The organism is Salinibius halmophilus (genome assembly GCF_003577475.1).
Taxonomy (GTDB): Bacteria; Pseudomonadota; Gammaproteobacteria; order Pseudomonadales; family Natronospirillaceae; genus Salinibius; species Salinibius halmophilus.
In genome coordinates, this window is the sequence record NZ_QPEP01000002.1 from 1 (window position 1) to 26,179 (window position 26,179).

Sequence of the window (26,179 nt, forward strand, 5' to 3'; positions counted from 1 at the left end):
TTTGGCTGTGCCCCGCTGGTGTGGAGGCGCATTATAGAGACAAAGCCAAATGCGTCAACACTTTTTTTGAAGTTTTTATGACTTTTTTGCTTTAAAGATCAAAGACTTAGGTTTTTGATCAACAAACATACAAAACCACTATAAAACGTTCAAAAACTAGCCAACTTCTAAGGACTTCATCGATGACTTCGCCTGCCGTCTTAAAAATGTAGGTGGCAAACCTGATCTTAGAAACAGGTTTTTCACTTTTGCTACATATATGTCTGATGCGTCGGCTTTTCGTTTATCTAAAACAAAACAAGCGCCAAAAGTGGCGCTTGTTTTTCATTTGGCTGAGGCTGCCTACTCTATTTAAGCACCACCCAAGCGATTTTCTTTTTACCGGCTTGAATCAAGTAGCGCCCTGCGCTTAGCGCAACTGGCCCTTCGATCGGCTGTTGATCAATTTTTGCGCGCTTGTTTTTAACAACATCTCGCGCTGCAGCGGCATTAGCGGTAAGGCCTGCTTTATTGAGGATGGCTGTTAATGGCATTTCGTCTGAACCTTCTAGCGACACCTCTACCTCATCAATGTCATCAGGTATCTCGCCATCTTTAATTACATTACCAGATCCTTTGTGCGCGTTGGCAGCTGCTTCTGCATCATGGAATCGCTCAATAAGCTCTCGTGCAAGCATCATTTTCACATCACGAGGGTTAGCGCCGTTTTCAACATCTGCTTTTAATCGCGCAATCTCATCCAAAGACCTAAAGCTCAGCAGTTCAAAGTAACGCCAAATTAGATCATCAGGCATAGACACTAGCTTCTGGAACATGACACCAGGTGCTTCATCAATACCCACATAATTACCTAACGACTTGGACATTTTTTGCACGCCGTCTAACCCTTCAAGCAGCGGCATCATGATTGTCACTTGCTGTGCTTTGCCATAGGCCTTCTGGAGTTCGCGCCCCATTAGCAAGTTAAAACGCTGGTCCGTGCCACCAAGTTCAATGTCGGCTTCCATAGCAACTGAGTCGTAACCCTGAACTAATGGATATAAAAACTCATGAATAGAGATGGATTGATTACCTTTAAAGCGCTTTTTAAAGTCGTCACGCTCTAGCATGCGCGCCACACTTTGTTTGCCCGCCAAAGCAATCATGTCCGCGGCCGATAACTTAGACATCCACTCAGAGTTAAAGCGGACCTTGGTTTTCGCCGGATCTAAAATTTTGAACACTTGGTTTTGGTAGGTTTTGGCATTCTCAGCGACTTGCGCTTCGGTTAATGGTGGCCGGGTTGCGCTCTTGCCTGTTGGGTCGCCAATCATGCCGGTGAAGTCACCAATCAGAAAGTGAACCTCGTGCCCCAAGTCTTGCAACTGGCGCAATTTATTAATCACTACCGTATGCCCAAGGTGTAGGTCGGGCGCAGTTGGGTCGAAGCCAGCCTTAACCACTAGCGGGCGCCCAAGCTCAAGTTTTTCAATCAACTCTGCTTCCGGCAAAATTTCATCCGCGCCACGCTTAATAATTTCCAACGCTGCTTGCACATCGCTCATGGGGTATTTACCTTACAATTCGTTGTATATGCTTGGTAGCAAAGAATACAACAAAGTTAGGGTCTGCCACAAAGGGCGACATCGTGCTAATGTGACAATGAGTAGGAAAATTGGTTAGTAGTATGCTTTCTATATGGCAAGTTATCCCTTTTAAACATCGAATCGCTCTAACTTGTGCGGCAGCAGTTCTGTTAATTGCCTTAGTTATACCAGGGAACAGCGATTCCGCCGTCGAGGTTGATAGCCGTACCAATATGGCAGAACAAGCAGGTACGATTAGGATACCTATTACCGTAGAAACCGGCCCGGCTTCCAATTCGGCACGCACACCTGCAGATTCAGTTTCTGTTCCGACGACTGTACCTGAGCCCGGTAAAACCGAGCCAGAGAGTGTCGAGGAGAGCGACATACTGCCAGCGCAATTACCGACTGCTACCCCGGTACCTGCCCCTCAATACAGCGTGACGGAAGACAAGGTTCGTACTGGTGACACCTTATCTGAAATATTTGAACGCAACCGCGCTGGTCTTGCCAATATTTATGCCGTACTCGCCAACAACGATTATAAAGCCGTGCTTAGGAACCTATACCCAGACCAGAAACTGGTATTTAAAAAGCACAGCAATGGCGAGCTACATAGCTTTGAGTACTGGCCAGACTTACTAACGAAGCACGAATTCATTTTTGACGATGACATTCGCTACCAAATGGTTGAGAGAGAACCCAATGTCAATCGCCGATCGGCACATGCGGTGATTAATAGCTCGCTGTTTTTAGCTGGCCGTGATGCCGGCATTAGCGAAAATATGACGATGGATCTTGCCGCCATCTTTGGCTGGGACATTGATTTCATCCTTGATATTCGCCAAGGCGATGAGTTCAAGGTTATTTGGGATGAGTACGAAATCGACGACACAATCATCGACACAAAAATCATCGCCGCGCAGTTTACCAACGACGGTGATACCTTTAATGCAATTTCTTTCACCGACAGTGACGGGCGCTCAAGCTTTTATACACCTGAAGGCCTAAGCATGCGCAAAGCATTTATTCGCACGCCTGTTGAGTTTGCCCGCATCAGCTCACCATTTAACCCTAATCGCCGCCACCCAGTGTTAAATACCATTAGAGCGCATAAAGGCACTGACTATGCCGCACCAACAGGCACGCCAATTAAAGCATCTGGCGATGGACGAGTGGTTTTTAGAGGCGTGAAAGGTGGTTACGGCAATACGATCATCATCCAGCATGGTCATAATATTCGCACGCTCTACGCACATATGAATGGCTTTGCCCGAGGCATTGGTAATAATGATCGGGTGCGCCAGGGGCAAATTATCGGCTACGTTGGTGCTACTGGCATGGTTACCGGTCCACATTTACATTATGAGTTTTTGGTAAACGGTGTGCATCGCAACCCTCAAACGGTTGACTTGCCAGAAGCTGAGCCGATTGCAAATAAGTACCGTGCCGACTTCCAACGTTTGGCATCACCATTGCTCGCACAGCTTAACGACTTAAACTTGTTCGCATCCAACGATTAAATGCAGAAAAAAGCCTGCGTTACCAATTAACTGTAGCGCAGGCTTTTGTTAGAAGATTTCGTCTGGGTCCAAGCCAAACAGTTCTGGCGCACCCGGATTGAGCTCATCAGGGTCTGGTGGTTCTGGTCCTAAGAAGTCTGGATTATCCTTGCGAATAATAATTTCGACCCGGCGATTTTGCGAGCGCCCCTCGGCTGTTGAGTTCGTCGCTATTGGGCGGGTATCTGAATGCCCTACCACAACGAAGCGGTTTTGATCCATTTCAGGGTCGGCGAACAAGTATTCCGCCACGGCTAAAGCACGAGCCGTTGAAAGCACCCAGTTATTGCGAAACCTTGCCGTACGAATAGGCAGCGCATCCGTATGCCCTTCAACATAAATCTCACCCTGAGTTTGCATCAACACCGTGCGGATGCGATCCAACACCGGCAAAAAATCATCCGCAAGAAAATCTGAGCCACCCGTGAATGACTGCTCTTTGACCCGCACGATGATAATTTGGTTAATGCTTTCAATCTCAAGTAAGCCTTCACTTACCTCTTCAGCCAGCGCCTCAGCAATTTTTGCAGCCTCTTCTCTTACCTGCTCATCAATTGCTGCTTCATCAATCGTGATGGTTGGCGCCGATGCCGTTTCTTCATCACCTGGCTGATCTTCTTGCGCAAGTGGATCTTGGCACAGCACTTCCAAGCTGTCCTTTAACTCGTCCACCGTTTGCTGGCGAATCTCATTGATCACCGTTGGCTGAGGCTTGCCAGGAGAAAACTCGCGCGCAATGATAGACGTGCCTTTTGGAATGGCATTGGCTTCAATCATTCGCTGTACACCAAACGCATTGCGCAACGAGCCAGCCATGCGCTTAAACTTCAACGCGTCCATTTCAGAAAATGACAGCAGCAATACAAAGAAGCACATTAGCAGTGCCATCAAGTCAGAAAAGGTAGCCATCCATGCTGGCAGCCCAGGTGGGCATTTGGGGCATTCATCTTCTTCTTCAGCAGCCATAAGCGCCCCCTACTACTCAGCTGCACCGCGCTTGCCTTGCGGCAAGTAGGTTTTCAGCATTTCTTCGATGATACGCGGGTTTTGACCAGCCTGAATTGCCAGCAACCCATCGATGCAAATGCGCTGCACCAGCTCTTCTTCAGCAGCGCGCAGCATACATTTTTCTTTAATCGGCCCAGCCACAACAGTAGCCAACAAAGAACCATATAAGGTGGTTAACAATGCAACCGCCATTGCCGGGCCAATCGTTTTTGGGTCATCCATATTTGCCAGCATGCCCACCAAACCGATTAGGGTACCAATCATGCCCATTGCTGGCGCCACATCGGCAATGCCACCAAACATTTCTGCGCCAGCCTCATGACGTTCTTTAGCAAGTTTGGAATCTCGGCTCATAATGGAGCGCACAACGTCTGCGTCATGACCGTCAACTAGCAGCTGCACGCCTTTGCCCAAGAAATCGATGCTATATTCACGACCCTCAAGTGACAGTAAGCCACCTTTGCGTGCTGCATCAGCGACTTCAACAATTTCAGTGATCAGCTCTTCTGGCTTAATTAACTTAAAAGAGTAGGCAAACCCAGCTACTTTAGCCGCGCCCAAAAAGCCTTCCAACGTATAGCGTTGCATTGCAACAAAAATGGAGCCTACAAATACAATCAATACTGATGGTAGGTTATAAAAGATGGTCAGGTCACCGCCGAGTAGCATCGACATGACGATCATGGCGATACCTACAAGCAGCCCCACAATGGTGGCTAAATCCACAACTTACCTCACTTAACTTGCATACAACCGCTAGTCGATTACAAAATGGATCGGCTTGTTTACAATTAACTTTAGACGCCAACGTCCATCGAACAGTGTTATTTCTATAAATTTAACGGACGGTAATAGGGAGCCCCCATGCCAGACCCAACTGATTTTGAGTCACGCCTGCAACGTTTAGAAAGTTTAGTCGTGAAGCTTGAACAAGGCGACTTGCCTCTTGCCGATGCACTTTCAGCATATGAGGAAGGTGTGAATATTACCCGCGCATGCCAAAAGCAACTCAATGAAGCAGAGCAAAAAATCGAATTGCTAAGCAAAGGTAGCAAGGCCAAATCGGATGACGAATGAAGAAATAAAGTCGCAGGTAGACACCTACTTAGAGGCACTTGTTGCTACCTTACCAGACGATATTGTTAATCGCGCTGCCGCTTACAGCTTAAAAGTAGGCGGTAAGCGGGTGCGGCCAATGCTGGTATTTGAAGCAATGAAAGCTTGTGGCGGTGATGCTAATTGGTTGCCTGCCGCTGCTGCCATTGAGCTTGTACATACCTACTCACTGGTGCATGACGATCTACCAGCAATGGATGACGATGACTTACGCCGCGGCCATGCCACAGTTCATGTAAAGTACGATGAAGCAACGGCAATATTGGTGGGTGACGGGTTACAAACATTAGCGTTCCAGCACCTTGCACAGGCTCCCTATAGCGCCGAACAAAAACTTGCCTGCATACTTGCTTTGAGCAAAGCATCTGGCCTAAGTGGTATGGTGCTGGGTCAGTCTATGGATATGGTTGCCGAGAACGAAGGCACAGATCTAGCAGGCCTAAAAACCGTACACCAGTTAAAAACCGGCGCCTTAATAGAGGCGGCATTAGCATGTGGCGCCATTATTGCTAATGCAAGCCCTGAGCAAGTTGATGCACTAGCTCGATATGGCCGAGCCGTTGGCCTAGCCTTCCAAGTAGCGGACGATTTATTAGATGTAGAAGGCGACTCAACCACCATTGGCAAGCCACAAGGGTCAGATATCGAAAACGGCAAAACGACCTATGTCAGCTTGCTTGGTATCGCGGGCGCCAAAGAGCAAGCACAACAGCTATGCAATGAAGCCATTGCCGCGTTGCAGTGTTTTGGTGAAACGGCTGACCCGCTGCGATCACTAGCGAAATATATAGTAGAGCGTAAGCAATGAAAGTCTTCGAACAACTGCCAACCGAGCGCCCAGTTACGCCACTTTTAGATGGATGCAACACTCCGCGTGCGGTGCGCTCACTGCCTGAAGCAGACCTGCGTCAATTAGCCGATGAGCTTCGTGAGTACTTACTGTGGTCGGTTGGTAGCAGTGGTGGGCACTTTGGTGCAGGACTAGGGGTGATTGAGTTGACGATTGCGCTGCACTATCGCTACAACACACCGGACGTACCTTTAGTGTGGGACGTTGGCCACCAAGCATACCCGCATAAAATCCTGACTGAGCGCCGCGAGCAACTGCCAAGCATCCGCCACTTTGGTGGGCTAGCTGCTTTCCCAGACCGCCAAGAAAGTCAGTATGACGCTTTTGGCACTGGCCATTCGAGCACCAGCATCTCAGCAGCGCTTGGCATGGCGATCGCCAACAAACTACAGGGCAAAACCCTACCAAGCCTAGCGGTCATTGGTGATGGCGCCCTAACGGCTGGCATGGCGTTCGAAGCACTTAATCACGCTGGTCACGAACAAAGCAATATCACTGTTATTTTAAACGACAATGATATGTCGATATCGCACAATGTTGGGCAGTTGCAAAAAACCTTCTCGGCGATTAGCAAAGACAGCAGCAATGCCGAAATGCACCCTCGTGCTTTGTTCCGCCAATTGGGTTTTTTATATCGCGGCCCAATTGACGGCCATGATTTGCCCACGCTCCTAGCTACGCTCAAAGAAGCCCAAGCGTACCAAGGACCGCAGGTAATCCATGTACTCACCACTAAAGGACGGGGCTATTTACCAGCAGAGCGCCAACCTATCCAGTATCACGCCATCACCAAGCTGCCCCATAAATATGAAGTAAGCTATGGCGAAACATTCAGCCAAGTGTTTGGCAACTGGTTATGCAAAAAAGCGAACGAAGACCAAAGATTAACCGCCATTACCCCAGCCATGTGCATTGGCTCGGGCATGCAAACCTTTAGCGAGCAATATCCACAGCGCTTTTTTGATGTTGGCATTGCCGAGCAGCATGCCGTCACACTAGCCGCTGGCATGGCTTGCCAGGGTAGCAAACCCGTGGTGGCCATCTACTCAACCTTTTTGCAGCGCGCTTACGACCAGCTGATTCACGACGTAGCCATTCAAAAATTACCAGTCATGTTTGCCATCGACCGTGCGGGCTTTGTTGGTGGCGATGGCGCCACGCACGCTGGTAGTTTTGATATAAGTTACTTACGCTGCATTCCCAACCTAACCATTATAACACCTAGCAATAAAGCGGCCCTCACCCATGCCCTAGAGTTTGGCTGGCAACAAGACAGCCCGGTGTGTGTGCGTTATCCAAAAGGCGATGCACCAGCGCCAATCACTGAAGAATCAGCTTGGCAACTAGGCAAAGCGCAATGGATTCGCCAAGGCGAAAATCTTGCTGTTTTAGTGTTTGGCGTAATAGACGAAAAAATAGTCGCCGCTGCCGAAGCTCATAACTGGTCTCTCGTTGATATGCGGTTTGTCAAACCACTCGACGAAGCGATGCTTGCGCGGTTAATCGATCACCCATACTGGGTAACCATTGAAGAAGGCAGCTGTAAGGGTGGTGCCGGTAGCGCCATACTTGAGTGGATACATCAACAGGCGTTGTCGCAAAAATGCTTATTACTAGGCATTAATGATCGTTTTGTCAGCCAAGGCAGTGCCAGCGACGTAAAAGCAAGTATGGAGCTTGATGGCGACAGCATGGTCGCTCGAATTAAAAGCTGGGTGGCCAAATGATCTTCTTGTTATTTATTGGTGTTTTTGTCTTGCTTATGATGCTGCCACAGTGGTTAGTAAAACGGCGGATGAAAAAATATCATCAAATAGATGACAGTTTAGAAGGTACGGGTGGCGAGCTTGCCCGCCACCTAATCGACAGGTTTCAATTACCGGTAAAAATCAAACCAGGTGCGCCAGCCGACTACTACGACCCACAAGCCAAGCTGGTTGCTTTATCACAAGAGAATTATAAAAACCGATCCATTACCGCCATTGCAGTGGCAGCCCATGAAGTATCGCACGCCATGCAAGACCAAAAAGGCTGGACACCCTTTGTATTGCGCCAGCAGTGGGCACCTGTCATCGCAATGATTCAAAGCATAACGGCGATGGTGACATCGGTCGGCACCTTGCTGATTTGGCTGCCAGGCATGGCCATTCTTTGGCGTTTGATGATTATTGCGTTGATTATCGCAGGCGTGACAAGGTTGTTATTTCACCTACTCACACTACCTGTTGAGATACACGCCAGCTACAAACTAGCTTTGCCGTTGTTAGCCGAGTACATCCCACAAGAGAAACTTGGTCAAGCTCGAAAAGTATTGCAAGCTGCTGCCTATACCTATGTGGCACAGGCCATGGCTGACTTTGTCAATATTGGCATTTGGCTGCGCCTATTGCGCCGCTAGGCGTTTACAACAGCCACCACACCAAACCTTGCAAAATCAACCAAGCAGGAATGGCCGCCACCATATCGTCAATCATAATCCCCAGGCCACCGTGTACACGCTGGTCTAGCCATTTAATTGGCCAAGGTTTAATGATGTCGAAAAATCGGAACAGAATAAACGCTACTATGGGTGTCCACCATGTTAGGGGTACTAGCCACAAGGTCATCCATATACCCACCCATTCATCCCAAACAATGCCAGGGTGGTCATGAACGCCCATGTCTTTACTGGTTTTGTCACAAAACCAAACGCCTAGCCAGGTGGCCACAATAATCAGTGCAAGAAACCAAGCACTTGGCAGCAAGTACATAAAAGCAATGCCTAATGGCAGTGCTGCCAAAGTACCGAAGGTGCCAGGCGCTTTAGGGGCCAAACCTGAGCCCAAACCAAAAGCGAGCCAATGTACTGGATGGGTTAACTTGGTCATGATTGGTGTAGATATCCTAATTGATTAAATGACAATAGCTGGCCATTGTACATGGCTTGCACGCCTTCGACAGCGCCATCTATGCGGCCAATACTCCTAAAGCCCAACTTCTCCATGGCAGCTACATTGGCTTTTGCCACCGTGCAAAGCACTTGATAATCATCGCCAGCGGTTAGCGCTAACTCGATTGCTGCCGTTTCAGTTAAATGAGCTCGCCACGACAAATCTAACTGATCAGCTTCGACCACAGCACCAACGTTCGAGGCTTGGCAAATATGCTGTAAATCTGCCAACAGTCCATCCGATACATCAATGGCAGCACTAGCGAACTGGCGCAAGCTCGCCACCATATCAAACCGTCCGTGGGGGCGAAAATAAGCCAACCACCAAGGCTGTGGGCAATCTTCCCAGTTATCTAAATAAGCAAGTGCAGCGCCAGCTAGTCCAGTTGGCCCGGAGATCATTACCGCGTCGCCTTGTTGCGCACCAGAGCGGCGAATTGGCTTAGGCGCCCAACCATGAACACTCAAGGTCAGTACTAGCTGCTGGCCTGATGTGGTGTCACCACCAATGAGAGCTAAGCCCGCCTGCTTTAGTGCTGAATCCAACCCTTGCGACAAGTGCGCAAGCTGGTCGTTGGATGCCTTAGGTAAGGTAATGGCCAATGTTGCAAATGCTGGACTGGCGCCCATAGCTGCTAGGTCACTCGCAGCACAGCCAACCGCCCGATAGGCCACATCAAACCAATCACTGGTAACAGGGAAATGCACACCAGCGACTGCGGTGTCGATCGACATTACATGCTGCTGCCCATCAGGCGCCTGCCAGCAGGCAGCATCATCGCCGATCGCAAGCGTGACTTCAGAAGGCACCGGCGCGCCTATGCCAGTGAAGTATTGTTTAATGATTGAAAATTCCATCGGCGCATCATAGCTCAATCGGATTAGGTTGTGCAGCAAACACTGCACAACGCTAACCGATCTCTAGCTATGAGTGCGCGCCCACACCTTGTGGTCCAGCAGCCACGATTTCTTCTGCCACATCAAACTTATCGAAGTTGGCTTGGAAACGTTCCGCCAACAAAGCGGCGCGGTCGTCATAAGCATGAGGATCAGCCCATGCAGCGCGCGGAATGACTAGCTCATCGGCAACACCTGGAATGCTCACCGGTGCATTGAGGTTTAACACATCAATATGCTCGGTTGGCACATCATTGAGCTGATCATTCACAATGGCACGAATCACGGCACGCGTTTCTGGAATCTTAAAGCGCCGCCCTTCGCCAAATGGGCCTTTTGTCCAGCCAGTATTAACTAGCCATACTCTCGCACCCGTTTCTTGCATACGCGTTTTGAGCAGTTCAGCATACACCGATGGGTTGCGCGGGAAGAATGGCGCACCAAAACAAGTAGAAAAGGTTTCTTTCACCCCTGTGCCAGCCCCGACTTCAGTTGACCCTACCAACGCCGTATATCCACTTAAAAAGTGGTACGCCGCCGCGTTCGGATCTAGCACGGCAACCGGCGGTAGCACACCATTTAAGTCACAAGTTAAAAAGATGACATGCTTGGGCACATCGGCTTTATTAGCTGGCATCTGCCCTGGCACATGCGCTAATGGATAGGCCACCCGACCATTTTGCGACAAACTAGTATCGAAGTAGTCTGGCACACGGTCTTCACCAATCATCACGTTCTCTAACACGGCATCAAAGCGAATCGCATCAAAAATAACCGGCTCGTTATCGCGCGTTAGATCAATGGTTTTGGCATAACAGCCACCTTCAAAGTTAAACACGTCATGATCACTCCAACCATGCTCATCATCGCCAATTAAAAAGCGTTCAGGGTCAGCAGACAAGGTGGTTTTACCGGTACCAGACAAGCCAAAAAATAGTACCGTATCACCATCGCCCCCCACATTAGCAGAGCAATGCATAGGCAAAACGTCCACCTCGGGCAACAAATAGTTTTGCACCGCGAACATCGCCTTTTTCATCTCTCCACCGTAGTGCATGCCCACTAACAATACCTTGCGTTCAGTGAAGTTAACCATCACCGTTGCGTCACTGTTGGTGCCATCCACCTCTGGGTCACAGGTAAGCTTTGGCACGTTGAGTACTTGCCAAACGTCTTTATTTAGCGGGTTATATTGCTCAGGGTTAATAAACATATTTTGGGCAAAGGCTTGATGCCAAGCCAGCTCGGTTGTAACTTCAACCGGCAAATAATGCTGATGACTCGCACCAACATGATAGCGACTGACATAACGATCTTTATCGGTTAAATAGGTCTGTGCTTTATCCCACAACGCAGCGAACACCTTTTCCTCGATAGGTAGGTTAATTTGCCCCCAATCAACTGTGTTATGCGTGGTAGAATCGTCGACGATAAAGCGGTCTTTTGGCGATCGACCCGTTCGCACACCCGTATTGCAACTTAGCGCACCATTAGCAGCCAGCACGCCCTCGCGTCTCTGGATGGCATGTTCAACAAGTTGTGCTTTGGTAAGCTGGGAGTAAACGTTCATGGCGACCTCCAAAAAGTCCCTGTGTAGTTATTGGTAATAGTAGTTAGCACCAAAGCACATAGTTGTATTAATTTTGATCTACATCAAACAATACAACGACTTATTTCTTGACCAATCCGTACAATAAACTTGTCGTTAAGCTTTTCTTGTCAATTATTTAGAACAATTAAAGGAAGTATTATGAGAGTATGGTTGATAGCACTTACGTGCACGCTGCTCGCGGCCTGCCAAGATAGCGCCATTATCATTGACAGCGACTGCCCTGAAACCGGCGCGTGTACGCTTGCACTGCCTTCAGGTGAAAGCGTCACCCTCAACCTGAAGGGTGAATTAATCGCTATGCAACCATTAACCTTAAAAGTGAGTAGCAGCTCACCAATTTACCAAAGCAGAGTTGTGTTTACCGGCGTAGACATGAATATGGGCATCTTACCGTACGATTTAACCCAAACTGACTTCGGCGCCGAGGGCATTGGCCGAGTAGCAAGCTGTACTGAACCAAGCATGACTTGGCAGGCTCAGTATCAGTTCGTTATCAACGGACAGGAATACAAAATTAACCGTCAGTTTGTTGTGGAGCAATAAATGAAAAAGATTTGGCTTTCTAGTCTCGCCCTCGCGGCCGCACTGGCGCTCACTGGGTGTCAGAGCAGCAGCATTGCTGAGGTTGACCTGCCCACCATGGGCGCACCAATTCAACTAGCCGACCAAGAAGATGGGTATTGGCTTATTTACTTTGGCTTTACCTCTTGCCCAGATGTTTGCCCAACCACAATGGCCACGCTCTCTTCAGCCATGCGCATGCTGCCACAAGACATGGCCGATAAGGTGCAGGTACTGCTAGTGAGCGTCGACACCGAACGTGATGAGTTGGCAGCCGTGAATGATTATGTGCAGTACTTTAACCCTGCATTCATGGCCTCGGTACCGGAAACAGAAACCCTAGATCAACTCGTGAGTCACTTTGGCGCCTTTTACCGCAAGGTGCCACTTGAAGACTCAGCCATGGGATACACCATGGATCACAGCGCCGCACTGTATTTAAGCAATGGCGAGGGTGATCACCTCGCCACGCTATTAGAAGGCTATAACCCGAAAGCCTTAGCAGAACGAATTGAACGAGAAATAACCAAACAAAACGGAGCATAAACATGAAAAAACTCATCACTGCAGCGCTAGCGCTGAGTGTTAGCCTATCGGCAATGGCAGAAGTAGATGTAATGGACGCTTATGTACGAGCCATGGCACCAAGCCAAAAAATGACCGCCGCGTTTATGCACCTAACTGCGGAAACCGACCGCCGCGTCGTTGCCGCTTATAGCAACATCGCTAACTCAGTAGAGTTGCACACTGGCTATGTTGAAGATGGTGTAATGCGTATGCGCCAGCTTGAAAACGGCATCGAACTGCCAGCCGGCGAAACGGTTAAGCTAGAGCCGGGTGGCTTGCACGTAATGTTTATTGGTGTGCAAACACCAGTAGCAGAAGGCGAAGAAGTAACGTTCACGCTTGAATTTGACAATGGTGAGCAACAAACCATTACCGCACCGGTGAAATCTGTGATGCAGAAGATGGATCACAGCGGACATTAAGCGCTAAATCTACTAGGCTTTCCTTTGATTGGTATCAGACGAAGGAAAGCCTTATGGCAAATTTAATTGCAGCACTCGACCAAGGCACAACCAGCTCACGCACCATCATTTTCACGCCCAGCGGCGACATTGTGGCGATGGCGCAGCAAGACTACCCACAGATCTATCCGCAACCAGACTGGGTAGAGCATAGCCCTCAAAATATTCTCGACAGCCAACTCGATACCTTCAAAAAAGCGCTAAAGCAAGCCAAGGTAGGCGCCAGCGACATAGCCTGCATAGGCATATGCAACCAACGCGAAACCACGGTCATTTGGGAGCGCCAGTCAGGCAAGGCCGTTGCCAATGCCATCGTTTGGCAAGACAAGCGCACTGCGCCGGCTATCGCGGCACTTTCTGATGACCAGAGAAAGATTATCCACCAAAAAACTGGCTTAGTCGCCGATGCTTACTTCTCGGCCAGTAAGATACGTTGGTTGTTAGACCACCATAACCTGCAAGCCCGCGCCGAGCAGGGTGAACTTTGCTTTGGCACCATTGATAGCTGGCTGCTCTTTAACCTAACCAATGGCGATGTACATGCTACCGATGTTAGCAATGCCAGTCGCACCATGTTGTGGAATATCCACAACCACCAGTGGGATGACTACCTACTCACACTATTTAATATTCCAACCGCCATGCTGCCTTCCGTTAAGGCCAGCAATAGCCATTTTGGCGACTACCAGCTAGACGGCACATCTATTCCTATTCATTCAGTGATTGGCGACCAACAAGCAGCCACGTTCGGGCAAGCGTGCTTAACCCCTGGGCAGAGCAAGCTGACCTATGGCACGGGTTGTTTTTTATTAAGCCCAACCGAGCAAACTGTGGCCAGCAGCCGAGGCTTACTCACCACCATTGGCTGGCAAATAGATCAACAGCCACCGGTATCCGCCGTTGAAGGCTCGGTATTTATTGGCGGTGCTGTACTGCAATGGCTGCGTGATGGCCTAGGTATTATTCAACACGCCAGTGAATCACAAGCAATGGCGGAATCGGTACCAGATAGCAACGGCGTTATGTTCGTGCCAGCCTTTGCTGGCTTGGGCACCCCTTATTGGGATAGCCAGGCGCGAGGCATGATGATTGGCTTAACCCGCTCTACCAGCAAAGCGCATATTGTGCGAGCCGCGCTAGAAGCGATTGCGTACCAATGTACAGAAGTGGTGGATGCTATGCGCACCGATGGTGCCCAAGTTAACGAACTAAGGGTTGATGGCGGCGCCTCGGCGAACGGCTTTTTATTGCAGCAACAAGCCGATTTACTTGGCATTCCAATTCTGCGACCAAAACAAACTGAAAGCACTGCCCTAGGGGCTGCTTGGATGGCTGCACTAGGTAAAGGATTAATCAAGATCGATGACATCAACCAATATTGGCAAGCGAAACAAACCTTTGAACCACAGATAAGCCGCGATGAAGCCGGTGAGCGAATGCGACAGTGGCAACGCGCCGTCTCACGCGCCAAAGAATGGGTGAAATAAAATGGATCGCACACAACAGCTGCAACGGTTAACTGATGCCGAGCTCGACTTTTTAATTATTGGCGGCGGCGCGAGTGGTGCGGGTGCACTACTTGATGCGGCAACCCGAGGCTACAAAGTTGGTTTGGTTGACCGGCAAGACTTTATGAGTGGCACTTCGTCGCGCTCTACCAAACTCGTGCATGGCGGCGTGCGCTACCTAGAACAAGCAGTTAAAACTTTAGATTGGTCGATGTTGCAATTAGTGCACGAAGCGCTGCGCGAGCGGCAAACCATGATCAATATGGCGCCTCATCTTGCGCAACCTATCAGCATGGTTACACCACTCAAATCTCGTTGGCAGTGGCCATATTTGCGCACTGGTCTTGGCATGTATGATGCCCTAGCAGGCAAGCGTTCAATTGGTAAAACCACGACCATTAGCGAGGCACAGCTACAGGCAAGCTGCCCAGCACTAAAACAGAATTTTCCCATCGCAGTAAAATACTGGGATGGTCAATTTGATGATGCTAGGTTTGGTATTGCCATGCTAAGAACTGCGGTCAACAAAGGAGGTTTGGCCCTTAACCACTGCAATATACTAAGCATAAAACGCAACCAACATGGCTATCGCGTGTCGTTGCAAGAGCGCTTCAGCGAGAAAAAGTTTGCGTTGCAATGCAAAGGCATTATCAACTGCACCGGGCCTTGGACTGACGAAATTCGCGAACAAGTGCGCCCAGACCGCCATGGCATTATGAAAACTTCAGGTGGCGCACACATTGTGGTGTCACCCAAGAGAGTTCCCCTTCAGCATGCGGTATTAATCCCCAAAACCGAGGATGGCCGGGTGCTGTTTATGATTCCTTGGTATCAACAAATATTGATTGGCACCACAGACACACTCGACCCTTTGTCGGACAACCCTCAGGCGAGTGACGACGACATTAAGTACTTGATCAGTGAAGCTAATAAGTGGCTACAACAGCCCATCAATGAAAAAGATGTGCTCGCAACCTTTAAAGGCCTAAGACCTTTACTAGACGATTTATCCAGTAGCACTGCGAAAATTAGTCGCGACCACCAAATACTGGTTGAAGACCGCATGCTAACGCTCACTGGGGGCAAGTGGACAACCTGGCGCAGCATGGCAGAAGACGCTCTCAACCAAGCTGCCAAAATGGTGGACCTACCGGCCATGCCTTGCATTACCGATACCCTAAAGCTGGTAGGCGCTACCGACCCCAACACCGCACCAATACCCGATATCGACACCGACATCAGTAACCATTTGCGCCAGCGCTACGGCAGTGAAGCCGAACTCGTGCTGCAAGCAGGCAGCCACAAGCGTTTGTTTGAGCACTACCCTTGGATTGAAGCGGAGTTTGCTTGGGCGATGGAAAAAGAAGCAGCCGTCACACCCGAAGATATTTTAGAGCGCCGCTTGCGGATGAATACGGTAGACAGCAAAGCCTACATGGAGGCCCTTAACATCTTGTCATAAGCAGTCATCGACCTGTCACCATTCTGACCTTCGGTTGTCATCTGCCACTTCTAGTGTACAGGGTTCAAGTGGAGCTATTCCATTTTCACCCTAGGCATGGAGATGCAGATGAAAACCAAACTATTGAGTGCAGCCATTTTAACCCTTGCTGCCCAGTCACAAGCGTTCGATTTAACCCTTATTCACATTAACGACCACCACTCGAACCTAGAACCGAGCACATTAGACATTCAATTAGATGGTGAAGCCACACGCGTAGAAGTGGGTGGTTTCCCTCGCATCACCAACGCCATCGCCCAACTGCGTGAAACTCGACCAAACCCAGTTGCCTTACATGCTGGTGATGCCATTACCGGTGACCTTTATTACACTCTATTCCGCGGCGAAGCAGACGCGGCATTAATGAATACCGTATGCTTTGACGCATTTGCCTTAGGCAACCACGAGTTTGATGACGGCGACGCTGGCTTGGCAGACTTCCTTAACGACCTAAATGGCGGCGCTTGCCAAACACCAGTATTGGCCGCAAACGTTGTGCCAGCAGTCGGCACACCATTGCGCCCTACCGCGTCAAACAGCCTCATTCAGCCATACCATATTGTTGAGCGCAGCGGCGAGCGCATAGGCATAGTTGGCATCGACATCAAAAACAAAACTCAGAACAGTTCAAGCCCACTAGAGAGCACAGAGTTCTTAGATGAGACCCGCACCGCTCAGCGCTATATCGACCAGCTAACGGCTGAAGGCGTCGACAAAATAGTGTTGCTCACGCACTACCAGTATCAAAACGATCTTAAACTCGCACAAAGCCTGCGCAACGTAGACGTGATTATTGGTGGTGACTCGCACACCTTACTTGGCGACTTCAGCGATATTGGTTTAGACAGTGCCGGCCCTTACCCAACACGCTTGACCAATGCCAGCGGCCAACCGGTATGTGTGGCACAAGCTTGGCAATATTCAACCGTTGTTGGTGAGTTGTCGGTGCGTTTTGATGACCGTGGTGTTGTGGAAAGCTGTGATGGCACCCCGCACTTATTGATGGGCAATAGCTTCTTACGTCGTGATGACAACGGTGATCGCAAAGAACTTACAGGTAGTGCGCGCCTACAAGCCCTCGCGGCAGTGCAAGACAATGCTAACTTGTTGCAAGTTGGCCCAGATGCCCAAGCACAAGCATTGCTAGAAGAATACAAAGCGCAAGTAGACGTTATGTCGCAAGAGCAAATTGGCGTGGCGCAGAAAAACTTATGCCTAGAGCGCATTCCAGGCCAAGGCTACAGCAAGCTGTGTGCTGCCGGTGAAACCGTATCGCGTGGCAGCGACATTTCTAACATTGTTGCCAAAGCCTTCCGTGAACAAGCACGTACGGCCGATATTGCCATCCAAAACGGTGGTGGTGTGCGCATCGACATTCCACAAGGCCCAATCACCATTGGCGACGCTTACCGTTTACTACCATTTAGCAATACCATTGTAGAGCTAGAAATGACCGGTGCAGAAATTGCTCAGGTGCTTGAAGATGCCTACGCTTATGCCACGTCTGAAAATGGCTCTACTGGCGCATTCCCATACGCCTCGGGCCTGCGCTGGACGCTCGACACAACAGCGCCACAAGGGCAGCGCTTTATCAACTTAGAAGTACGTGCATTAAATGAAAACCAGTGGCGCCCACTACCGGCGAACGAAACCTTTACTGTGGTGACCAACGACTACATTGCTGGCGGTAAAGACGGCTACGTAACCTTTGGCGAAATTGCCGAGTCACGCGGTTATGTAAATACCTACCTAGACTACGCCCAGTCGTTCGTTGACTACGTTAAGCGCCAACGCACATTAGACCGCTTACCAGCAGGCGAATACTCAACCCAGCGAATTATTAAATAATCGCAAGCAGACTAGTTACCATTGGTTGCTAAAGGTGCGCCCTTAAGCAACGAGACAGGAAACTAACCTACAATGGAGTAGGTTAGTTTCGGAAGTCCTCATTGCTAGGACCTTGGCCATACTCCTTTTGGGGTATGGCCTTTTTTATTTAATCTAATTGATAACTATTTTCATTGACACCAGAAAACAAGTTGTCTAGCATAACCCTTGTCGAGAATAATTATCATCTGGAGCGCAACATGTTAATCGCTTTTGCATTGCTTGCAGGACTCATGTTTGTTGTGTCAATCGCCCTTATGGCCTGCCCTGGCTTAAAGTGCGTAAACCGGCCCGGATTTAGCACAATGAACCCCTCACTTGCCCTTGCTCAACTTGCAAGCATTGCGGCGACTGCAGTGGCGATCTTGATGGCGGTTGTTCTTGGCCCTGCTGGCTCACTTGCCCTGTTTGTCAGCTTAATGCTGGTAGTAGGATGGCTTCTGACTCGCCAACTCACTACCTTGAAGTGACGAATCATTAGGGATAAAGCAGTACCCGTTTCGTCCTCTCTGCTCTTGATTGTTGTTTGGCCACCCCTTGGGTGGCCTTTTTTTGGATTGGCGACACATGCCCCCTTAGATAAAACTCCCCACACAATTGGTATTACACCCTCACGCCAAAATGGTATTCTCTAGGCAATTCAACGGCTTAGAGCCGATGAAAATCTATTGCATACCAATTGCCAAATTTATGACACCGCCTCTGGCCGTTGCGCTAGATCATCATTCTTGCAAAAAAAGTCACAGACTAAGTTCAGGCTGTTAACCTGTTAGCGAGTAAGAATTGCTAGATCTTAGATTCTACGGTACTCTCTGCTCACGATCTTAATTAGTTTTGCACTCACCTTGCGCTCAAAAAGTGCTCCGTAGACTGGCAAAACTGAGCAATAAGTAGGCAATAATTTCGTTAGAAAAGCGCCGCAAATAGGTATTTTATTTGTCGCTCACAATAACCGATCGCTATATTCCAATTGGTATTATTACATATCACCAGAATATAGAGACCAATTTTAAATCACTGCAACAATAGGATAGTCAAACATGCAATACGGCTATTTTGATAACGAGAATCGCGAATACGTGATTACTCAACCGGACGTACCAGCTCCTTGGACCAACTACCTAGGTACTGAGAAGTTCGCGACTGTTATCTCTCACAATGCTGGCGGTTACTCGTTCTACAACTCGCCAGAGTACAACCGTGTGACCAAGTTCCGCCCGAACTTCACGCAAGACCGTCCTGGTCACTACGTATACCTACGTGATGACGAAACTGGTGATTTCTGGTCTATTTCTTGGCAGCCAGTTGCAAAGAACTTAGAAGAAGCGAAATATGAAGTTCGCCACGGTCTGTCATATTCTAAGTTCAAGTGCGAATACAACGGTATTGTTGCAGAAAAAACTCTGTTGGTACCTAAAGGTGAAGACTTAGAGCTATGGGATGTTCGCATTAAGAACACTAGCGACAAGCCGCGTACCATTAGCGCTTTCACTTATGTTGAATTCTCATTCAGCCACATTAAGAGCGACAACCAAAACCACCAGATGAGCTTGTACTCTGCTGGTACTTCTTATGAAGAAGGCGTTTTGGAGTACGACCTGTACTACAACACCAACGAGTACGAAGGTTGGTACTACATCGCTTCTAGCTTCGATCCAGACAGCTACGACGGTCAGCGTGACACCTTCCTAGGCATGTACCGTGACGAAGCCAACCCAATTGCCGTTGAAAACGGCAAGTGCTCTAACTCAGCACAAACTTGTTACAACCACTGTGGTGCGCTGCACAAAGCATTCACGCTACAGCCAGGTGAAGAAGTTCGCTTCTCTGTTGTACTAGGTATTGGTAAAGGCCTAGGCAAAGAAAAACGTGCTAAGTACCAAGATATGGCGAACGTTGATAAAGCATTCGCTGACATCAAGGCACACTGGGATGAGCGTTGTGAGATGTTCCAAGTGAAATCTCCACACGAAAACCTAGACACCATGACCAACATCTGGACGCTATACCAAGCGGAAACCTGTGTGGTTTGGTCGCGTTTTGCTTCATTCATTGAAGTAGGTGGCCGTACTGGTTTGGGTTACCGCGACACGGCGCAAGACGCCATGGCGGTTCCGCACACTAACCCAGGCATGACTAAGAAGCGTTTGGTTGACCTACTACGCGGTCAGGTAAAAGCTGGTTATGGCCTACACCTATTCGATCCAGACTGGTTCGATCCAGATCGTAAAGACGTTAAGCCTTCGAAGTCTCCGACCGTTGTGCCAACGCCAAGCGACGAAGACAAGATCCACGGTATCGACGACACATGTTCGGACGACCACCTATGGATGGTGCCAACCATCGCGCGTTACGTTCAGGAAACTGGCGATACTGACTTCTTCAACGAAGTAGTCACTTACGCAGACGGCGGTGAAGAGACAGTATACGAGCACATGATTCGTATGCTTGAGTTCTCTGCTAAGTACGTTGGTCAAACTGGTATCTGTAAGGGTCTGCGCGCTGACTGGAACGACTGCCTAAACCTAGGTGGTGGTGAGTCTGCGATGGTGTCTTTCCTACACTTCTGGGCTTGTGAAGAGTTTGTTGAAATTGCTAAGTTCCTTGGCAAAGACGACGATGCTAAGAAGTATGCCGAGATGGCTGAAACTGTACGTGCAGCGTGCGAAGAGCACCTATGGGACGGCGACTGGTACATCCGTGGTATCACTAAGCATGGTGAGCCTGTTGGTACTAGCGAGCAAACTGAAGGTAAGGTACACCTAGAGTCGAACACTTGGGCGGTACTATCTGGTTGTGCACAAGGCGAGCGCGCTGAGAAAGCGATGGACTCAGTTGATGAGTACCTCTACTCAGACTACGGCCTACACCTAAATGCTCCGTCTTTCGCAACACCTAACGACGACATCGGTTTCGTGACTCGCGTATACCAAGGTGTGAAAGAAAACGGCGCGGTATTCTCGCACCCTAACCCATGGGCATGGGCTGCTGAAGCAGTACTTGGCCGCGGTGACCGTGCAATGAAGTTTGTAGACAGCCTACTGCCGGCTAACTTCAACGACCAGGTTGAGACGCGCATTTCCGAGCCGTACTCTTACTGCCAGTTCGTAATGGGTCGCGACCATAAAGACCATGGCCGTGCCAACCACCCTTGGTTGACTGGTTCAGCTGGTTGGGCATACGTTGCCACAACAAGCTACATCTATGGTGTGCGCTTCAACTTCAACGGCATGATCATCGATCCATGTATCCCAACAGCTTGGGACGGCTTCGAAGTGAAACGTAAGTGGCGCGGCGCGCAGTACAACATCACAGTTCAGAACCCGAACCACGTGAGCAAAGGCGTTAAGTCAATCACGTTGAACGGCACTGAAGTGACTGGCGAAATTCCTGCGCAAGCAGAAGGTTCAGTGAACGAAGTTGTTGTGGTAATGGGCTAATGCCTACTGCGGAAGTCTCACAACCTGTCTCTTTTTCAGTTATTAGCTGAGACTTCTGCAAAAGGCGCGTTCACTTGAATGCGCCTTTTTTCCTTAAGAGGAGTTAGAAATGATCAAATTTGGAACCGGCGGCTGGCGCTCATTCATTGGTGAAGAGTTTACCGCCGACAACGTTCGCATCGTATCGCAAGCCATTGCCAACCTAATGATTGAGCAAGGCCACGGCGATAAAGAATTCTGTGTGGGTTACGACCGTCGATTTTTATCAGACAAAGCAAGCAAATGGCTAAGCTCGGTACTAGCAGCAAATGGCATTACCGTGAAGCTAATCGACCATGCGGTCCCAACCCCAACCGTTATGTTTGTGGTAAAAGAGCAAAACATGCCATACGGCGCATGCATTACTGCTTCACACAACCCATACGACTACAACGGTATTAAACTGTTTACTGAAGGCGGTCGCGATGCAACCGAAGAAGTAACAGAAGACTTAGAAGCTGGCATTGCCAAGCTGACGATTGCCGATGTTAAAGAGATCGACTTCGAAGCAGCAGTTGAAGCGGGCAAGATCGAAATCATTCGCCCAATGAATGACTTCGTTGACTCGATCTTGAACTACCTAGACGTACCGGCTATCCGCAACGCCAACCTACGTGTACTGGTTGACCCAATGCATGGTGTAGCGAAAAACGCACTGCAAACGGTATTGTCTACGGCTCGTTGCCAAGTGGATGTGATTAACGACAATCACGACACCAGCTTTGGTGGCCGCCTGCCTTCACCATACGCGCACACCCTAACTGAGCTAAGCAGCTTGGTTGTTGAGCGCAAGTACGACATTGGTATTGGCTCTGACGGTGACGGTGACCGCCTAGGTATCATTGACGAGCATGGCCGCTACATTCACCCGAATGAAGTATTGGCACTCTTGTACTACTACTTGCTGCAGTATAAAGGCCAAAAAGGCAGCGTTGTACGCAACCTATGTACAACACACCTACTAGATAAAATTGCGGAAGACTTTGGTGAAAAATGCTTCGAAGTACCAGTTGGCTTTAAGCACATTTCATCTGGCATGGAAGCAGACAACTCGCTACTGGGTGGTGAAAGCTCTGGTGGTTTAACGCTACGTGGCCATATTAAAGGAAAAGATGGCGTATTCGCCTCGGCTGTGCTAGTTGAAATGATCTGTGTAACCGGTAAGAAATTGTCTGAGCTATTGGACGAAATCTTCGGTAAGTACGGCACATTTGCAACCGCTGAAGGTAACTGTGCCTTTAAAGCTTCACGCAAAGACGAGTTGTGGAAAACCATCTACGAAGACAAAGCGCTGCCTGAGTTTGCTGGCAAAGAAATCGAAAAAGTAAGCTACGCCGATGGTGCAAAAGTTTACTTCACCGATAACAGCTGGGTGGTTGCCCGCTTCTCTGGCACAGAACCACTGCTGCGTATCTTCGCAGAAGACAGCGACATGGAAAAAGCAGAAGTACTGGTTAAAACGTTCAAGGACTTCTTGGCGATTTAAATCATTTGGCGGCTCTGTTACTGGGCCGCCTCATACATTGTTTCCCGAACCTCCGGTTCGTAAAACCTACCGTAGGTTGCACGACTTGTCGGGCAACAAGTATCAGCAACGATCTATGTTTCCCGAACCTAGGTTTCGTAATACCTAACCCATCACCGCCGCTGCGCTATGCGCTTACACAGCAATATCACCGGAATCAAACCAATTGCGACAATGATCAGCGACGGCACTGCAGCGCCTTCTAAACGCTCATCTGACGCCAAGCGAAACGCTTGTACTGCCAGGGTATCGAAGTTAAACGGCCGCATAATCAGCGTGGCGGGCAGTTCTTTCATGACATCAACAAACACCAGCAAGAAGGCGGTAAACACACTGGTGCGCAACACAGGTAGGTGAATGCGGCCTAAAATACTCACAGAGCCAAACCCTAGCGTGCGGGTGGCGTCATCCACATTGCGATGCATTGTGCTCAAGCCACCCTCGTAAGTAAACAAGGCTGCCGAGACAAATCGCACCATATAAGCCATAACCAGTACCGCAATGGAGCCAGTAAACAACAAGCCAGTGTCGATACCAAAGGTGGCTTCAAAGAAGTCATCAATGCGGTTATCCAGGGCAGCAAACGGCACTAACAAACCAACGGCAATCACCCCACCAGGTACGGCATAACCAATACGCGAGATATTCGCTGCCGCATTAGCCAAGCGCCCTGGCTGAAAACGGCGAAAGCTGGCTAATACAATAGCTAGCGACACGGTAACAGCTGCCGCTGTGGACGCCAAAATAAGTGAATTTTTAATAAAGCCTAAATAACGATCGCTAAATAACACCTGCTCGGATTCAAAACTCATTTCAAACAACAGAACTAGCGGCAATACAAACCCCAATAACACCGGCAACGCACAAAATAACCAAGCGCCTACTGCTTTAGCGCCACGTAATTGAGCTCGGTTTGGCCGCACATCTTGACGCCCAGCATTGTGGCTTTGCGCCGAGCCGCGCTGCACCTGCTCAAGAATTGCCAGAAACAAAGCAAATATCAGCAAAGCCAGCGCCAACTGCGAGGCACCGGCGCGGTCACCTAACGAAAACCAGCTGGTATAAATGCCGGTGGCAAAGGTTTGAATGCCGAAATAGCTCACCGTGCCATAATCGGCAATGGTTTCCATAGCAGCTAGCAACACACCACCGGCAATGGCTGGGCGGGCAATCGGAATTGAAATGCGGAAAAACGCCGACCAAGGCCCTGCCCCCAACGAGCGCGCCGCATTGTTCGCACTCACTGATTCACGTAAAAAAGCCGTGCGTGCCAGCAGGTACACATAAGGGTAAAGCACCAAAATAAACATCATCGCCGCACCACCGGTGCTGCGTATTTCTGGGAACCAGTAGTCGCGAGGCCCCCATTCGAAGAGATCGCGCAGCAAAGTTTGTACAGGCCCAGCGTGGTCGAGAAAATCGGTGTAGGCATAGCCCATTACATAAGCAGGAAAGGCAAATGGCAGCGCCAGCATCACTTCTAAAATGCCACGCCCGCGAAACTGAGTCATGGTTACTAACCATGCCGCGCCAGTCCCTATTATGGCAGCACCAATGCACACAGTTACAAGCAATGTAAGCGTGGTAAGCGTGTAGCGCAGCAGTACAGTGTCGGCTAGGTGAGAAAGGGTCTCTGTGTTACCCGTAATAGCAGCAATCAACACAGCAACCATAGGCAATAAACAAAACGCCGCCACGGCAATGGCGGCCCACTTAATTATATGATCTGCAATACCACGCTTCATAACGAACCTGTACAACGACAACTGCGCTAGTTTACTTGCCCGAGGGTCAACTAACAATGATTCGCATTAAATAAAACTTACAACTTTTTAACTGAGACTCTATCGCATTTTCATTTCGTTTCAGGTATAAATACAAACAATTCTTGTTAAGCATCTAATTTAAACAGTTTTAACAGTACATAACATTAAGTACATAACCTTGGAGACAAGCATGAAACGCGCTTCTTTCAAAACTAAGCTGATTGCCGGTTTAGTCGTAGCAGCTTCAACATCTGTATACGCCGACAGCGAATTGAACATTTACTCTTCGCGCCACTACGACACAGACGAGCGTTTGTACACCGACTTTGAAGAAAAGACCGGCATCAAGATCAACCGTATTGAAGGCAATGCCGACGAGCTGATCACTCGTATGGTATCGGAAGGCGACAACAGCCCGGCTGATATTCTTCTAACCGTTGACACCTCTCGTTTAGAGCGCGCGAAAGACGCTGGCGTACTTCAGGCAATCGACTCTGACGTGCTAGAAAGCAAAATTCCTGCCTACCTACAAGACGATGAAAACCAGTGGTTCGGCTTCTCACAACGTGCGCGTATTTTGTTCTATGACAAAAACGACGTGCAAGACCCACCTCAGTCTTACGAAGAACTAGCCGACCCTAAATACAAAGGTCAGATTTGTATCCGTTCTTCATCTAACGTTTACACGCAAACCATCACTGCCGCGTTAATCGGTCACCTAGGCGAAGAAGCAGTATCTGACTGGGCAAAAGGCGTAGTAGCAAACTTTGCTCGCGATCCACAAGGTGGCGATACTGACCAGCTACGTGGCATTGTTTCTGGCGAGTGTGATATTGCCATGAGCAACACTTACTACTTTGGTCGTGCACTACGTAAAGACGTAAGCGGCGTTTCAGACAGCGTAGACATGATTGGCTGGGTATTCCCGAACCAGAACTCATACGGTTCACACATGAACCTATCTGGTGGTGGCGTAGCAGCACACGCACCGAACAAAGAAAACGCCATCAAGTTCCTTGAGTACCTAGCATCTGAATCTGCGCAAGAGTACTTCTCTGCTGGTAACGACGAGTACCCAGCAGTACCAGGCGTTGGCTTAAGCCCATCTGTTGCACAGCTTGGCCTATTTAAGCCAGACGACCTAGACGCAGCTACTATTGCCGACAACGTACCAGCAGCACAAAAACTGTTGAACGAGTCTGGCTGGAAGTAAGCATTACTGGCTAGGAAGCCGAATCTCTTGAAGGGATTGGATAGAATAGCGCTCTATTTAGGGCGCTATTTTTATTTGTAAAAATAAATTTTTTGATATTTTTTACTTGATTTTTACAACCTTATACAACTTTTTATAAACACATAAAATAAAGCCCGTTATCACCTACCTA

General features: G+C 49.1%; 22 protein-coding genes. 15 read left to right on the forward strand and 7 right to left on the reverse strand.

Annotation, left to right across the window (positions count from 1 at the left end):
* Positions 1–347: 347 nt before the first annotated feature.
* Positions 348–1,544 carry a tyrosine--tRNA ligase gene (gene tyrS / locus DUW71_RS01640; RefSeq protein WP_119393503.1) on the reverse strand — a complete coding sequence of 399 codons (1,197 nt, stop codon included), beginning with the start codon at positions 1,542–1,544 and terminating at the stop codon, positions 348–350.
* 254 nt (positions 1,545–1,798) lie between these two features.
* Between tyrS and DUW71_RS01645 the strand changes: the two genes are divergently transcribed.
* On the forward strand, positions 1,799–3,088 hold the full coding sequence (locus DUW71_RS01645; RefSeq protein WP_158583823.1) for a M23 family metallopeptidase: 1,290 nt from the start codon (positions 1,799–1,801) through the stop codon (positions 3,086–3,088).
* A 48-nt stretch (positions 3,089–3,136) separates the two neighbouring features.
* Here the strand turns inward: DUW71_RS01645 and DUW71_RS01650 are convergent, their stop codons facing one another.
* Together DUW71_RS01650 and pomA are read right to left on the reverse strand one after the other, a co-directional pair.
* Positions 3,137–4,093: a flagellar motor protein MotB gene (locus tag DUW71_RS01650; RefSeq protein ID WP_119393505.1), complete on the reverse strand. Its 957-nt coding sequence runs from the start codon at positions 4,091–4,093 to the stop codon at positions 3,137–3,139.
* Between the two features lie 12 nt (positions 4,094–4,105).
* Complete coding sequence (gene pomA / locus DUW71_RS01655) at positions 4,106–4,861, reverse strand: flagellar motor protein PomA (protein WP_119393506.1); 756 nt, start codon at positions 4,859–4,861, stop codon at positions 4,106–4,108.
* 138 nt (positions 4,862–4,999) lie between these two features.
* Here pomA and DUW71_RS01660 point away from each other — a divergent pair, with 138 nt between their 5' ends.
* The 4 genes from DUW71_RS01660 to DUW71_RS01675 are packed head-to-tail and all read left to right on the forward strand — an operon-like array spanning position 5,000 to position 8,499.
* Positions 5,000–5,212 (forward strand): exodeoxyribonuclease VII small subunit, encoded by a 213-nt coding sequence (locus DUW71_RS01660; RefSeq protein WP_119393507.1) that lies wholly within the window; start codon positions 5,000–5,002, stop codon positions 5,210–5,212.
* Complete coding sequence (locus tag DUW71_RS01665; RefSeq protein WP_119393508.1) at positions 5,202–6,059, forward strand: polyprenyl synthetase family protein; 858 nt, start codon at positions 5,202–5,204, stop codon at positions 6,057–6,059. Before DUW71_RS01660 ends, DUW71_RS01665 begins: the two co-directional genes overlap by 11 nt.
* Positions 6,056–7,828 (forward strand): 1-deoxy-D-xylulose-5-phosphate synthase, encoded by a 1,773-nt coding sequence (locus tag DUW71_RS01670; protein ID WP_119393509.1) that lies wholly within the window; start codon positions 6,056–6,058, stop codon positions 7,826–7,828. Before DUW71_RS01665 ends, DUW71_RS01670 begins: the two co-directional genes overlap by 4 nt.
* Positions 7,825–8,499 carry a zinc metallopeptidase gene (locus DUW71_RS01675; protein ID WP_119393510.1) on the forward strand — a complete coding sequence of 225 codons (675 nt, stop codon included), beginning with the start codon at positions 7,825–7,827 and terminating at the stop codon, positions 8,497–8,499. Before DUW71_RS01670 ends, DUW71_RS01675 begins: the two co-directional genes overlap by 4 nt.
* 4 nt (positions 8,500–8,503) lie before the next feature.
* On the opposite strand, the gene DUW71_RS01680 is transcribed toward DUW71_RS01675, so the two are convergent.
* The 3 genes from DUW71_RS01680 to DUW71_RS01690 all read right to left on the reverse strand — a co-directional run bounded on the left by DUW71_RS01680 (position 8,504) and on the right by DUW71_RS01690 (position 11,497).
* Positions 8,504–8,968 carry a phosphatidylglycerophosphatase A family protein gene (locus DUW71_RS01680; RefSeq protein ID WP_119393511.1) on the reverse strand — a complete coding sequence of 155 codons (465 nt, stop codon included), beginning with the start codon at positions 8,966–8,968 and terminating at the stop codon, positions 8,504–8,506.
* Positions 8,965–9,888, reverse strand: a complete 924-nt coding sequence (thiL, locus tag DUW71_RS01685; RefSeq protein WP_119393512.1) for a thiamine-phosphate kinase — start codon at positions 9,886–9,888, stop codon at positions 8,965–8,967. Before thiL ends, DUW71_RS01680 begins: the two co-directional genes overlap by 4 nt.
* Positions 9,889–9,955: 67 nt before the next feature.
* Positions 9,956–11,497 (reverse strand): phosphoenolpyruvate carboxykinase, encoded by a 1,542-nt coding sequence (locus DUW71_RS01690; protein WP_119393513.1) that lies wholly within the window; start codon positions 11,495–11,497, stop codon positions 9,956–9,958.
* Positions 11,498–11,677: 180 nt separating this feature from the next.
* On the opposite strand from DUW71_RS01690, the gene DUW71_RS01695 reads away from it, so the two are divergent.
* From DUW71_RS01695 to DUW71_RS01735, 9 genes are all read left to right on the forward strand, one after another.
* On the forward strand, positions 11,678–12,082 hold the full coding sequence (locus DUW71_RS01695) for a hypothetical protein (protein ID WP_119393514.1): 405 nt from the start codon (positions 11,678–11,680) through the stop codon (positions 12,080–12,082).
* Positions 12,083–12,646 carry an SCO family protein gene (locus DUW71_RS01700; protein WP_119393515.1) on the forward strand — a complete coding sequence of 188 codons (564 nt, stop codon included), beginning with the start codon at positions 12,083–12,085 and terminating at the stop codon, positions 12,644–12,646. It begins immediately after the preceding gene.
* 2 nt (positions 12,647–12,648) lie between these two features.
* Positions 12,649–13,089, forward strand: coding sequence for a copper chaperone PCu(A)C (locus tag DUW71_RS01705; protein WP_119393516.1), 441 nt, complete (start codon positions 12,649–12,651; stop codon positions 13,087–13,089).
* A gap of 53 nt (positions 13,090–13,142) precedes the next feature.
* Entirely contained in the window at positions 13,143–14,615 is a 1,473-nt protein-coding gene (gene glpK / locus DUW71_RS01710) for a glycerol kinase GlpK (protein WP_119393517.1), read from the forward strand.
* A gap of 1 nt (position 14,616) precedes the next feature.
* The gene (locus DUW71_RS01715; protein WP_119393518.1) at positions 14,617–16,098 is read left to right on the forward strand and encodes a glycerol-3-phosphate dehydrogenase/oxidase; all 1,482 of its coding nucleotides are present in this window, start codon (positions 14,617–14,619) and stop codon (positions 16,096–16,098) included.
* A gap of 108 nt (positions 16,099–16,206) precedes the next feature.
* Entirely contained in the window at positions 16,207–17,985 is a 1,779-nt protein-coding gene (nadN, locus tag DUW71_RS01720) for an NAD nucleotidase (protein WP_233546003.1), read from the forward strand.
* A gap of 239 nt (positions 17,986–18,224) precedes the next feature.
* Positions 18,225–18,494 (forward strand): hypothetical protein, encoded by a 270-nt coding sequence (locus DUW71_RS01725; protein ID WP_119393520.1) that lies wholly within the window; start codon positions 18,225–18,227, stop codon positions 18,492–18,494.
* A gap of 570 nt (positions 18,495–19,064) precedes the next feature.
* Positions 19,065–21,464, forward strand: a complete 2,400-nt coding sequence (locus DUW71_RS01730) for a GH36-type glycosyl hydrolase domain-containing protein (RefSeq protein ID WP_119393521.1) — start codon at positions 19,065–19,067, stop codon at positions 21,462–21,464.
* 109 nt (positions 21,465–21,573) lie between these two features.
* Positions 21,574–22,989, forward strand: coding sequence for a phosphoglucomutase/phosphomannomutase family protein (locus tag DUW71_RS01735; protein ID WP_119393522.1), 1,416 nt, complete (start codon positions 21,574–21,576; stop codon positions 22,987–22,989).
* A 152-nt stretch (positions 22,990–23,141) separates the two neighbouring features.
* Here DUW71_RS01735 and DUW71_RS01740 read toward each other — a convergent pair whose 3' ends face one another.
* On the reverse strand, positions 23,142–24,773 hold the full coding sequence (locus DUW71_RS01740; RefSeq protein ID WP_119393523.1) for an ABC transporter permease: 1,632 nt from the start codon (positions 24,771–24,773) through the stop codon (positions 23,142–23,144).
* Between the two features lie 211 nt (positions 24,774–24,984).
* Between DUW71_RS01740 and DUW71_RS01745 the strand changes: the two genes are divergently transcribed.
* A complete protein-coding gene (locus DUW71_RS01745; protein ID WP_119393524.1) occupies positions 24,985–26,007 on the forward strand; it encodes a Fe(3+) ABC transporter substrate-binding protein in 1,023 nt (340 codons plus the stop codon).
* Positions 26,008–26,179 lie beyond the last annotated feature (172 nt).

What these genes read in the sequence shown, in the direction of transcription:
- DUW71_RS01690 (WP_119393513.1), bottom strand. Translation starts at nt 11,497, where the DNA reads ATGAACGTTTACTCCCAGCTTACCAAAGCACAACTTGTTGAACATGCC.
- DUW71_RS01740 (WP_119393523.1), bottom strand. Translation starts at nt 24,773, where the DNA reads ATGAAGCGTGGTATTGCAGATCATATAATTAAGTGGGCCGCCATTGCC.
- DUW71_RS01725 (WP_119393520.1), top strand. Translation starts at nt 18,225, where the DNA reads ATGTTAATCGCTTTTGCATTGCTTGCAGGACTCATGTTTGTTGTGTCA.
- DUW71_RS01650 (WP_119393505.1), bottom strand. Translation starts at nt 4,093, where the DNA reads ATGGCTGCTGAAGAAGAAGATGAATGCCCCAAATGCCCACCTGGGCTG.
- nadN (WP_233546003.1), top strand. Translation starts at nt 16,207, where the DNA reads ATGAAAACCAAACTATTGAGTGCAGCCATTTTAACCCTTGCTGCCCAG.
- tyrS (WP_119393503.1), bottom strand. Translation starts at nt 1,544, where the DNA reads ATGAGCGATGTGCAAGCAGCGTTGGAAATTATTAAGCGTGGCGCGGAT.
- DUW71_RS01705 (WP_119393516.1), top strand. Translation starts at nt 12,649, where the DNA reads ATGAAAAAACTCATCACTGCAGCGCTAGCGCTGAGTGTTAGCCTATCG.
- DUW71_RS01695 (WP_119393514.1), top strand. Translation starts at nt 11,678, where the DNA reads ATGAGAGTATGGTTGATAGCACTTACGTGCACGCTGCTCGCGGCCTGC.
- DUW71_RS01675 (WP_119393510.1), top strand. Translation starts at nt 7,825, where the DNA reads ATGATCTTCTTGTTATTTATTGGTGTTTTTGTCTTGCTTATGATGCTG.
- DUW71_RS01680 (WP_119393511.1), bottom strand. Translation starts at nt 8,968, where the DNA reads ATGACCAAGTTAACCCATCCAGTACATTGGCTCGCTTTTGGTTTGGGC.
- DUW71_RS01660 (WP_119393507.1), top strand. Translation starts at nt 5,000, where the DNA reads ATGCCAGACCCAACTGATTTTGAGTCACGCCTGCAACGTTTAGAAAGT.
- DUW71_RS01645 (WP_158583823.1), top strand. Translation starts at nt 1,799, where the DNA reads ATGGCAGAACAAGCAGGTACGATTAGGATACCTATTACCGTAGAAACC.
- DUW71_RS01735 (WP_119393522.1), top strand. Translation starts at nt 21,574, where the DNA reads ATGATCAAATTTGGAACCGGCGGCTGGCGCTCATTCATTGGTGAAGAG.
- thiL (WP_119393512.1), bottom strand. Translation starts at nt 9,888, where the DNA reads ATGGAATTTTCAATCATTAAACAATACTTCACTGGCATAGGCGCGCCG.
- DUW71_RS01715 (WP_119393518.1), top strand. Translation starts at nt 14,617, where the DNA reads ATGGATCGCACACAACAGCTGCAACGGTTAACTGATGCCGAGCTCGAC.
- glpK (WP_119393517.1), top strand. Translation starts at nt 13,143, where the DNA reads ATGGCAAATTTAATTGCAGCACTCGACCAAGGCACAACCAGCTCACGC.
- DUW71_RS01670 (WP_119393509.1), top strand. Translation starts at nt 6,056, where the DNA reads ATGAAAGTCTTCGAACAACTGCCAACCGAGCGCCCAGTTACGCCACTT.
- DUW71_RS01700 (WP_119393515.1), top strand. Translation starts at nt 12,083, where the DNA reads ATGAAAAAGATTTGGCTTTCTAGTCTCGCCCTCGCGGCCGCACTGGCG.
- DUW71_RS01665 (WP_119393508.1), top strand. Translation starts at nt 5,202, where the DNA reads ATGACGAATGAAGAAATAAAGTCGCAGGTAGACACCTACTTAGAGGCA.
- DUW71_RS01730 (WP_119393521.1), top strand. Translation starts at nt 19,065, where the DNA reads ATGCAATACGGCTATTTTGATAACGAGAATCGCGAATACGTGATTACT.
- DUW71_RS01745 (WP_119393524.1), top strand. Translation starts at nt 24,985, where the DNA reads ATGAAACGCGCTTCTTTCAAAACTAAGCTGATTGCCGGTTTAGTCGTA.